The following is a 10738-nucleotide window of genomic DNA, read 5'->3' on the forward strand; positions in this document are numbered from 1 at the left end:
ACCCCGTTCGGTCACGCCGATTACCAAACCATCGTGGCGAACATCAAAAAGTTCTCAGCAGGTGGCAAGACCGCCGTGATCTCTACGGTGAACGGCGACTCCAACGTACCGTTTTATAAAGAACTGGCCAACCAGGGCCTGAAAGCGACTGACGTACCGGTTGTTGCGTTCTCGGTCGGCGAAGAAGAACTGCGCGGCATCGACACCAAGCCTTTGGTGGGCAACCTGGCCGCCTGGAACTACTTCCAGTCTGTAGAAAACCCGGTCAACAAGAAGTTCGTGGCTGACTGGAAAGCCTATGCCAAGAAACACAACTTGCCTGGCGCCGACAAAGCGGTGACCAACGACCCAATGGAAGCCACTTACGTGGGCATCCACATGTGGGCGCAAGCCGCTGAGAAAGCCAAGTCGACTGACGTAGACAAAGTGCGTGAGGCCCTCGCCGGCCAGACGTTCAACGCGCCGTCGGGCTTCACCCTGACCATGGACAAGACCAACCACCACCTGCATAAACCGGTGATGATCGGCGAAATCCAGGACGACGGGCAATTCAACGTCGTGTGGCAAACCAAAGAGCCAATCCGCGCTCAACCGTGGAGCCCGTACATCCCAGGCAATGACAAAAAGCCTGATTATCCGGTGAAGAGTAACTAAGCAGTCGCTGTCGGACCTCAGGTCCGGCATTCCCTGTAGGAGCCAACGTGTTGGCGAAGCGGCTTTCTGGTCGACATCTCGGTGACTGACCCGACGATTCGCCAACACGTCGGCTCCTACAGAATCCGCGCAAGTCATGCGGACGCTTTCAGGACACTGACATGCCCAAATCTCTCTACCACTTCATCCTCGCCATCAGCCTGCTGCTGCCATTGGCGGTTCACGCCAGCGATGCTGGCGATTTCGTCGCGGCCAGCTCCGCCAAACAAGCCGATCTGCTGGAAGCCTGGGCCGCCAAGCCTGACCCGGCACGCATCGAGCTGATCATTGCCCTGCAAGAAGGTCGTGTCGCGGCTGATAGCAGCAAACGCGCCTTCATTGAAACCAACGACAAAATGGTTGCCGTCGACCCTGACGCACCCGTCGCTGCCGATGCGCCAACCCCTGATGAACCGCGCAAACTGCGCCTGAATAACCGGCTGCGCGGGCTGGTCGATACTGCCCTGGCCAGTCACCAACTGCTCGCCGCCGACGATAAATTGCGTCTGGCCGCGGTCCAACAACTGCAAAAAAGCGCCCGCCCGGCGCAACTTCCTCTGCTGACTCAACAAGTCGCCAGCGAACAAAACGATAGCGTGCGCTCAGCCCTGAGCCTGGCGCTGGCCAACCTGCAACTGGTGGACACCAGCCCGACCATCCGCCTGGCCGCCGTGCGTTTACTCGGCGAAACCGGTGACCCGCTGGCCCGTACACGCCTGGAAGCGCTGCTCGAACCCAACGTTGAAACCGACGCCACCGTGCGCCTGGCGGCTGAAACCAGTTTGGCGCAGGTGAAACGCAAACTGATGATCGGCGAGATTCTCGGTCAGGCCTTCAGCGGCATGTCGCTGGGCTCGATCCTGCTGCTGGCGGCACTCGGCTTGGCGATTACCTTTGGCTTGCTCGGTGTGATCAACATGGCCCACGGCGAGATGCTGATGCTGGGCGCCTATTCCACCTACGTCGTGCAGTTGATGTTTCAACGCTACGCGCCGGGCGCCATCGAGTATTACCCGCTGATCGCACTGCCGGTCGCGTTCTTCGTTACGGCCTGCATCGGCATGGCGCTGGAGCGTACGGTGATTCGCCATTTGTATGGCCGCCCACTGGAAACCCTGCTCGCCACCTGGGGCATCAGCCTGATGCTGATCCAGTTGATTCGGGTAGTGTTCGGCGCGCAGAACGTCGAAGTCGCCAACCCGCAATGGCTGTCGGGCGGGATTCAAGTGCTGCCCAACCTGGTGCTGCCATACAACCGCATCGTGATTATTGCTTTCGCTCTGTTCGTTGTAGTGCTGACGTGGTTGCTGCTAAACAAAACGCGACTGGGTTTGAACGTGCGAGCCGTCACTCAGAACCGCAACATGGCCGCGTGCTGCGGCGTGCCCACCGGGCGCATCGATATGATGGCGTTCGGGCTGGGCTCCGGGATTGCCGGGCTGGGCGGTGTGGCGCTGAGTCAGATCGGCAACGTTGGTCCTGACCTGGGCCAGAGCTACATCATCGACTCGTTCCTGGTGGTGGTGCTCGGCGGGGTCGGCCAATTGGCCGGTAGCGTGATGGCGGCCTTCGGGCTGGGTATCGCCAACAAAATCCTGGAGCCGCAAATTGGCGCCGTGCTGGGCAAGATCCTGATCCTGGCGCTGATCATTCTGTTTATCCAGAAACGTCCGCAAGGCCTCTTCGCACTGAAAGGACGGGTGATCGACTGATGAGTCAACCACTGATGGTCACTGCCGCGCAGCGCGCTGGCACCAAAGTCACGATCTCGGTCGGCGTCGTCATTCTCGCGCTGTTGATCGCCCTGCCGCTGTTGTCGCTGTTGCCAGAAAGCAACAGCCTGCAAGTCTCGGCCTACACCCTGACGCTGGTGGGCAAGATTCTGTGTTACGCCATCGTCGCCCTGGCGCTGGATTTGGTCTGGGGTTACGCGGGTTTGCTGTCGCTCGGCCACGGCCTGTTTTTCGCCCTCGGCGGTTACGCCATGGGCATGTACCTGATGCGTGAAGCGGCTGGCGATGGCTTGCCGGCGTTCATGACCTTCCTGTCGTGGACTGAAATCCCGTGGTATTGGGCTGGCACTCAACACTTCCTGTGGGCCATGTGCCTGGTGGTGCTGGCGCCCGGTTTGCTGGCGCTGGTGTTTGGTTTCTTCGCCTTCCGCTCGCGGATCAAGGGCGTGTATTTCTCGATCATGACCCAGGCGTTGACGTTCGCCGGAATGCTGCTGTTTTTCCGCAACGAAACCGGTTTTGGCGGTAACAACGGCTTCACTAACTTTCGCAGCATCCTGGGCTTCAGCATTACCTCGCAGGGTACGCGCGCGGTGCTGTTTTTACTGACCGTGGCGTTGCTGATCGGCAGCCTGTACGTGGGCTGGCGTCTGGCGCAAAGCAAGTTCGGCCGAGTGCTGACCGCGCTGCGTGACGCAGAAAACCGCCTGATGTTCTGCGGCTACGACCCACGCGGTTTCAAGCTGTTCGTCTGGGTGCTGAGCGCGGTGTTGTGTGGCTTGGCCGGGGCGTTGTACGTGCCGCAAGTCGGCATCATCAACCCCAGCGAGATGTCGCCGACCAACTCCATCGAGGCCGCTGTCTGGGTCGCACTCGGCGGGCGCGGCACACTGATCGGCCCGTTGCTGGGCGCAGGCATGGTCAACGGCATGAAGAGCTGGTTTACCGTGGCCTTCCCTGAATACTGGCTGTTCTTCCTTGGCGCGCTGTTCATTGTGGTGACGCTGTACCTGCCCAAAGGCGTGATCGGCCTGCTGACAAAAAGGGGCGAACAATGAAAATCACTCCGACGCCCGCTTTCGATCCCATGCTTGATCCCAACAGCGATGCTGGCACCAGCCGCGACGCTATCGGCCTGGGACAAGCGGCGGGCAATGGCCTCAATACCCGACACGGCACAATCCTTACGCTTGAAGACATCAGCGTCAGCTTCGACGGTTTCAAGGCGCTCAACGACCTGAACCTGTACATCAGCGTTGGTGAGTTGCGCTGCATAATTGGCCCCAACGGCGCGGGTAAAACCACGCTGATGGACGTGATCACCGGCAAGACCCGTCCCAGCCACGGTAAAGCCTGGTTTGGTGAAACGCTGGACCTGACACAAATGAGCGAGGTGCAAATCGCTCAGGCAGGCATCGGGCGCAAGTTTCAAAAACCGACGGTGTTCGAAGCGTTGAGCGTGTTTGAGAACCTGGAGCTGGCGCAAAAAACCGATAAGTCGGTGTGGGCCAGTTTGCGAGCCAGGCTCAATGGCGAACAACGTGATCGCATCAACGAGGTGCTGGAAACCATTCGCTTGACCGGCTCGATGCAGCGTCCAGCGGGTTTGCTGTCCCACGGGCAAAAGCAGTTTCTGGAGATCGGCATGTTGTTGGTCCAGGACCCGCAACTGCTGCTGCTCGACGAGCCAGTGGCGGGCATGACCGACGCCGAAACCGAGTTCACCGCCGAGCTGTTCAAAAGCCTGGCGGGCAAGCATTCGCTGATGGTGGTGGAGCACGACATGGGCTTCGTCGGCTCCATCGCCGACCACGTCACCGTGCTGCATCAAGGCAGCGTGCTGGCCGAAGGCTCGCTCGAAGACGTGCAGGCGGACGAGCGAGTGATCGAGGTGTATTTGGGCCGTTGAAGCCGCCCCTGTAGGAGCCAATGTGTTGGCGAGAAGAACAACGCGGTGTGCCTGATGCACCGCCTCGCGAATGAATTCGCGCCTACAGGTTGGTCATTTATTTGCCTGGGATTTGAACATGCTCCAAGTCGAAAAGCTTCACCAGTACTACGGCGGTAGCCACATCCTGCGCGGCCTGTCTTTTGACGTAAAAGTCGGCGAGGTCACCTGCCTGCTCGGGCGTAACGGCGTAGGCAAGACCACCCTGCTGAAAGTGCTCATGGGGCTGCTGCCTTCAAAGGAAGGCGCGGTGCAATGGGAAGGCAAGCCAATCACCACGCTCAAGCCGCATCAGCGCGTGCATGCAGGCATTGCTTACGTACCGCAGGGCCGGGAGATTTTCGGACGGCTGACCGTGGAGGAAAACCTGCTGATGGGCCTGTCGCGGTTTCCGGGCTCCGAAGCCAAGGAAGTCCCGGCGTTTATCTATGAGCTGTTCCCGGTATTGCTGCAAATGAAGCAACGCCGTGGCGGCGACCTCTCTGGTGGTCAGCAGCAACAGTTGGCAATCGGTCGTGCGCTGGCCAGTCGCCCTCGCCTGCTGATTCTCGATGAGCCCACAGAGGGCATTCAGCCGTCCGTGATCAAGGAAATCGGCGCGGTGATCAAAAAGCTCGCCGCACGCGGGGACATGGCGATTTTGCTGGTAGAACAGTTTTACGACTTCGCCGCCGAGCTGGCTGATCAATACATCGTGATGTCGCGCGGCGAGATCATTCAGCAAGGTCGCGGTGAGAACATGGAAGACGAAGGGGTCCGTGGCCTGGTGACGATTTAGTTGATTTCGGGCAGTGCCCTGAATCCGCTAAGGTGCCAACCTTCAACGCACGATAAAAGAACGCCATGAACCTTCCTGCCCACACCGCCTTGTTCACCCCCAGCTGGCATGCCGAGCTGGAGCTGGGCTATGGGCGTTTCGGCGACAGCACGCGCCCGATTCAACGCCGGCACAAAGGCCCGCTGCGGGTACAAAAACACCTGTATGCCGAAGGCCCTGAAGTCTGCCAACACATCATCGTCCACCCACCAGGCGGCATCGCTGGAGGGGATCGCCTGGACATCAGCGCCAGCGTCGGCGCCGATGCCTGGGCGCAACTGACCAGCCCCGGCGCTGCCAAGTGGTATCGCGCGGCTGGCCCTGCGTATCAGCAACTGGAACTGAAGGTGGCACCAGGCGCTACGCTGGAATGGCTGCCGCAGGAAACCATCGTCTTCAGTGATGCCAAAGCCGAACTCACCACCGCCATCGAACTGCAGGGTGACGCGCGACTGTTTTATTGGGATGTGGTCGCGCTGGGCCGTCCGGCCAGTGGCGAGCGGTTTGATCTGGGGCATTTTCAAACGCATCTGGATATTCGCCGCGACGGCCAGTTGTTATGGCACGAACGCCAGCGCATTGTGGGGAACGACGGTTTGCTGGAATCGCCGATTGGATTGGGCGGCAAAACGGTGTTTGCGACGTTGATCGTAACCGGAGAAATTGACGCCCAACTGATGGAAACCTGTCGAAATCTGGCTGAACATTCGCCAGTGCGCGGGGATGTGACGCAATTGCCGGGGCTTGTTGTTGCGCGCTGTCTGGCCGATGAGGCGCTGCATGCACGCGCGTGGCTGATCGAACTATGGAAGCTGTTGCGCCCGGCATTGCTGGGCCGAGAAGCCGTGGCGCCGAGGATTTGGAGTACGTAGACGCCGCCTCCCTATAGGCGCGTGGCTTGTCCCGCGACTACGATGTGTCAGGCGCAGCGAGTTAACTGATCGAATACTGAAGGTCCTGCGGCCCTTATCGCGGGACAAGCCACGTTCCTATAGGGATCGAGGCAGCTTTACTAAACACGCTACTTGAAACGGACGAAACCATGGACCTGACTCCACGCGAAAAAGACAAGATGCTGATCTTCACCGCAGGCCTGGTCGCCGAGCGGCGCCTGGCACGGGGTGTGAAACTCAATTACCCGGAAGCCATGGCGTTCATCTCCGCCGCCCTGCTGGAGGGCGCACGCGATGGGCAGACCGTCGCCGAGCTGATGCATTTAGGCACCACCCTGCTGACCCGTGAACAAGTGATGGACGGCATCCCGGAAATGATCCCGGAGATTCAAGTCGAGGCGACCTTCCCCGACGGCACCAAACTGGTGACTGTGCATCAACCCATCGCCTGACACTCGACAAGAAGTGAAACGAACATGACTTACCTGATTCGCGACGCACTGCCTGCCGACATGATCGCGGTGCTCGCCATCTACAACGACGCGGTGCTCAACACCACGGCCATCTGGAACGAACAACCCGTGGATCTGGCCAACCGCCAGGCGTGGTTCAGCGCCCGAGCCACTCAGGCCTACCCGATTCTGGTGGCGGTCGATGCCGTCGACCAGGTGCTGGGCTATTGCTCGTTCGGCGACTGGCGCCCGTTCGAAGGCTTTCGCCACACGGTCGAGCATTCGGTCTACGTGCGCGCCGATCAACGCGGCAATGGCCTGGGGCCGTTGCTGATGAAAGCCCTGATCGAGCGCGCCAAAGCGTGCGACAAGCACATGATGGTCGCGGCCATCGAAAGCGGTAACACGGCATCCATTCACCTGCATGAAAAGCTCGGTTTCGTCAGCACCGGACACATGCCGCAGGTGGGCACCAAGTTCGGCCGCTGGCTGGACCTGACGTTCATGCAACTTGATCTATCGCCCGGCGCGTGTGCTCCGCCCTCACAAGCGCCGACCGTTAAAAACACAGCCTGATTTCTCTCTGACAGGACGCCTGTACCATGAACGCTGCCCAGATACGACGAGTCACCACCGAGAGCTTTGCGCATTATCGCCATGGCTTGGCCCAGTTGTTGATGGACGCCGTGCATCGGGGAGCGTCGGTGGGTTTCATGGCCGGGCTGGATCTGCAAGAAGCGTTGGCCTGGAGTGACAGCCTCAAGCCCGAAATCGAGCAAGGCCGGCTACTGCTGTGGGTCGTGGTACAGGAAGAACAAGTGCTGGCCACCGTGCAGTTGGCGTTATGCCAGAAGGCCAATGGCTTGAACCGCGCCGAGGTGCAAAAGTTGCTGGTGCTGCATGGCGCACGGCGTCGCGGGCTGGCAACGCAACTGATGAACACGGTCGAACAGGCCGCGCATCAGCTCAAACGCGGCATGTTGTACCTGGACACGCTCGACGGTTCGGCCGCCGAAGATTTCTATCGTTCAATGGGGTATCAGTTGGTCGGGAAGCTCCCGGACTACGCCTGCAACCCCGACGGCGAATACAAAGCCACCGCCATTTACTACAAGCTATTGTCGAGGAAGACCGCATGATCCCAGGCCAGTACCAAATCCAGCCCGGCGACATCGAACTCAATGCCGGGCGCCGAACGATCACGCTGAATGTCGCCAACAGTGGCGACCGGCCGATTCAGGTGGGCTCGCACTTTCACTTTTTCGAAACCAACGACGCCCTGACGTTTGATCGCGTCGCTAGCCGGGGCATGCGCCTGAACATACTAGCCGGCACGGCGGTGCGCTTCGAACCAGGGCAGTCGCGGGATGTTGAACTGGTCGACCTGGCGGGTCATCGCCGCGTGTTCGGCTTCGCCGGGCGGGTGATGGGTGAGTTGGATTGAGCGCCACAGGCCAAACAAATATTTTTAGTTGGATATGACGCCTCGCCAACACGTTGTGTTCCTACAGAGATTTGCATGTTCTGTAGGAGCCAACGTGTTGGCGAAGAGCCAGCACCAACACCGACAGTTTTAAGGAATCGCCATGAAGATTTCCAGACAAGCCTACGCCGATATGTTCGGCCCTACCGTCGGCGACCGTGTGCGTCTGGCGGACACCGAGTTGTGGATCGAGGTCGAAAAAGACTTCACCACCTACGGCGAAGAAGTGAAATTCGGCGGCGGCAAGGTCATTCGTGACGGCATGGGCCAAGGCCAAGGGCTCGCAGCCGAAGTGGTCGACACGCTGATCACCAACGCGTTGATCGTCGATCACTGGGGCATCGTCAAAGCCGACGTCGGCATCAAGAACGGGCGCATCGCCGCCATCGGCAAAGGTGGCAATCCGGACATCCAACCGAACGTGACCATCGCCATCGGCGCGGCCACTGAAATCATCGCTGGCGAAGGCATGATCCTCACCGCAGGCGGCGTCGATACGCACATCCACTTCATCTGCCCACAGCAAATCGAAGAAGCGCTGATGAGCGGCGTGACCACCATGATCGGCGGCGGCACTGGCCCGGCGACCGGCACCAACGCCACGACGGTCACACCGGGCCCTTGGCACATGGCGCGCATGCTTCAGGCAGCCGAAGCGTTCCCGATGAACATCGGTTTCACCGGCAAGGGCAACGTCAGCCTGCCTGAGCCGTTGATCGAGCAAGTGAAGGCTGGCGCCATCGGCCTCAAGTTGCACGAAGACTGGGGCACTACACCTGCGGCCATCGACAACTGCCTGAACGTTGCCGATCAATACGATGTACAAGTGGCGATTCACACCGACACCCTGAACGAGTCCGGCTTCGTCGAAACCACGTTGGCCGCGTTCAAGAACCGCACGATCCACACCTACCACACCGAAGGTGCCGGAGGCGGTCACGCGCCGGACATCATCAAGGCCTGTGGTTTTGCCAACGTGCTACCGAGTTCGACCAACCCGACGCGGCCATTCACCCGCAACACCATCGACGAACACCTGGACATGCTGATGGTCTGCCATCACCTGGACCCAAGCATCGCCGAAGACGTCGCGTTCGCCGAAAGCCGCATCCGCCGCGAAACCATCGCCGCCGAAGATATCCTGCATGACCTGGGCGCGTTCTCGATGCTCAGCTCCGACAGCCAGGCCATGGGCCGCGTCGGCGAGGTGATCATTCGCACCTGGCAGACCGCCGACAAAATGAAGAAGCAACGTGGCCCGCTGCCGCAAGACGGTGAAGGCAACGATAACTTCCGCGCCAAACGCTACATTGCCAAATACACCATCAATCCGGCGATTACCCATGGCATCAGCCATGAAGTGGGCTCGATCGAAGTGGGCAAATGGGCAGACCTGGTACTTTGGCGCCCGGCATTCTTTGGCGTAAAACCGACGCTAATCCTCAAGGGCGGCTCTATTGCAGCCAGCCTGATGGGCGACGCCAACGCTTCGATTCCGACCCCGCAACCGGTCCACTACCGCCCAATGTTCGCCAGCTACGGCAGTTCGCTGCACGCCAGCAGCCTGACCTTCATCAGCCAGGCCGCCATGGATGCAGGCGTTCCACAAACCCTCGGTTTGAAAAAGCAGATCGCCGTGGTCAAAGGCTGTCGCAACGTGACCAAGGCCGACCTGATCCACAACGACTACCTGCCTGACATCGATGTCGACCCACAGACCTATCAGGTCAAGGCCGACGGCGTGCTGTTGTGGTGCGAGCCAGCTGACGTGCTACCAATGGCGCAGCGGTACTTTTTGTTTTAGGCCGTCGTTGCTCTGGCGCAAGATTCATTCATAGGAGCCTGTACATCCGACAGGGCATCGCAGCCTGAGCGGCAGGCTCTCGAATGAATCGCACCATCACCTTTTTTAAAGTGGCCGCATCGCGCCTTAAAGAAACTGCAGCTTCCTGAAGAGCACGTCGGACTGTGCAGCGGTCACCCCCAGCCTTACTCCGGCCACCACCACAGTCAGCGCATTGTCCAAAATCGCCCTATCCACTCTGGGGACAGCCTGGCTGTCTCCATGCATTGTTTGCTGTCTCACTATTGCAGGCCAATTGCCTGGTCTATCGCCGATCGCGCTTTTGGGCATACGCACACTGTGAAAACCAAGAGCCCGCTGCTCAATGCGTCTGGGGTAGACAACGTATAGCGCGTTGCTATCTGGGTGATCCACGAGTAGAAACGGACTCCTCGATCCTATCGGGCCGCTGGAAACCATTCTGAAGCGATGCGCCGCCAGTGCCTGCTCAATTAACTGCCTATTGGCCGTAGCATAGGCGGTTTGATGTGTCATCAGATCAAGGCTCAAAACCAGCATGCTGTCGATTGTGTCGAGCTGGGCGGCGCTGAAGTTACGGTAGCTAACCATCGAGCCGCCGAATTCAAGTTCCGACATCGACAGATAACGAACTGACGAAAATCCCCCCGCTTTGATCCCCGCTGCGCCGACCGGGCTCAGTATGTCCCCCCCTGGCACGATTTCCAGGCGAAAATCGTTCACAGCCTGCACACCCGAAGGCGAAAGGTTGACATCATCAATGCGCAGTAACTGTTCTATTTCTCTGCGGCCCACTTCATCCAAATCCAGATCCATTACACCGTCGTCGCTGCCGCCACGCAGGCCGTACTTGCGATCAACCCGCCAGTTTCCGAATTGATCCCGGCTGATCGGCGG

Annotated in this window: 12 protein-coding genes; 11 read left to right on the forward strand and 1 reads right to left on the reverse strand. The window is 59.6% G+C overall.

All coding sequences use genetic code 11. The features are described 5' to 3' along the window. The 11 genes from VGC62_RS05250 to ureC form a co-directional block, all read left to right on the forward strand. Positions 1-654, forward strand: a 654-nt coding sequence (locus tag VGC62_RS05250) for a transporter substrate-binding protein (RefSeq protein WP_331186008.1), incomplete at its 5' end; no start/stop codon positions are given. Positions 655-815: 161 nt separating this feature from the next. Continuing rightward, positions 816-2405 carry an urea ABC transporter permease subunit UrtB gene (gene urtB, locus VGC62_RS05255; RefSeq protein ID WP_331186009.1) on the forward strand — a complete coding sequence of 530 codons (1590 nt, stop codon included), beginning with the start codon at positions 816-818 and terminating at the stop codon, positions 2403-2405. After that, the gene (gene urtC, locus VGC62_RS05260) at positions 2405-3484 is read left to right on the forward strand and encodes an urea ABC transporter permease subunit UrtC (protein WP_331186010.1); all 1080 of its coding nucleotides are present in this window, start codon (positions 2405-2407) and stop codon (positions 3482-3484) included. Before urtB ends, urtC begins: the two co-directional genes overlap by 1 nt. After that, complete coding sequence (gene urtD / locus VGC62_RS05265) at positions 3481-4335, forward strand: urea ABC transporter ATP-binding protein UrtD (protein WP_331186011.1); 855 nt, start codon at positions 3481-3483, stop codon at positions 4333-4335. Before urtC ends, urtD begins: the two co-directional genes overlap by 4 nt. A gap of 118 nt (positions 4336-4453) precedes the next feature. Then, a complete protein-coding gene (gene urtE, locus VGC62_RS05270) occupies positions 4454-5152 on the forward strand; it encodes an urea ABC transporter ATP-binding subunit UrtE (RefSeq protein ID WP_331186012.1) in 699 nt (232 codons plus the stop codon). 65 nt (positions 5153-5217) lie between these two features. Then, positions 5218-6063 (forward strand): urease accessory protein UreD, encoded by an 846-nt coding sequence (locus VGC62_RS05275; RefSeq protein ID WP_331186013.1) that lies wholly within the window; start codon positions 5218-5220, stop codon positions 6061-6063. A 170-nt stretch (positions 6064-6233) separates the two neighbouring features. After that, positions 6234-6536: an urease subunit gamma gene (locus tag VGC62_RS05280; RefSeq protein ID WP_331186014.1), complete on the forward strand. Its 303-nt coding sequence runs from the start codon at positions 6234-6236 to the stop codon at positions 6534-6536. A 24-nt stretch (positions 6537-6560) separates the two neighbouring features. Further along, on the forward strand, positions 6561-7112 hold the full coding sequence (locus tag VGC62_RS05285; RefSeq protein ID WP_331186015.1) for an N-acetyltransferase family protein: 552 nt from the start codon (positions 6561-6563) through the stop codon (positions 7110-7112). A 26-nt stretch (positions 7113-7138) separates the two neighbouring features. Then, positions 7139-7675, forward strand: a complete 537-nt coding sequence (locus tag VGC62_RS05290) for a GNAT family N-acetyltransferase (RefSeq protein ID WP_331186016.1) — start codon at positions 7139-7141, stop codon at positions 7673-7675. Next, positions 7672-7980 carry an urease subunit beta gene (locus VGC62_RS05295; protein WP_331186017.1) on the forward strand — a complete coding sequence of 103 codons (309 nt, stop codon included), beginning with the start codon at positions 7672-7674 and terminating at the stop codon, positions 7978-7980. The genes VGC62_RS05290 and VGC62_RS05295 overlap by 4 nt, the downstream gene beginning before the upstream one ends. Before the next feature lie 142 nt (positions 7981-8122). Continuing rightward, positions 8123-9823 carry an urease subunit alpha gene (gene ureC / locus VGC62_RS05300; RefSeq protein ID WP_331186018.1) on the forward strand — a complete coding sequence of 567 codons (1701 nt, stop codon included), beginning with the start codon at positions 8123-8125 and terminating at the stop codon, positions 9821-9823. Between the two features lie 126 nt (positions 9824-9949). On the opposite strand, the gene VGC62_RS05305 is transcribed toward ureC, so the two are convergent. Next, on the reverse strand, positions 9950-10738 hold a 789-nt coding region (locus tag VGC62_RS05305), incomplete at its 5' end, for a hypothetical protein (protein WP_331186019.1).

This window comes from Pseudomonas sp., from assembly GCF_036404235.1.
Lineage (GTDB): Bacteria > Pseudomonadota > Gammaproteobacteria > Pseudomonadales > Pseudomonadaceae > Aquipseudomonas.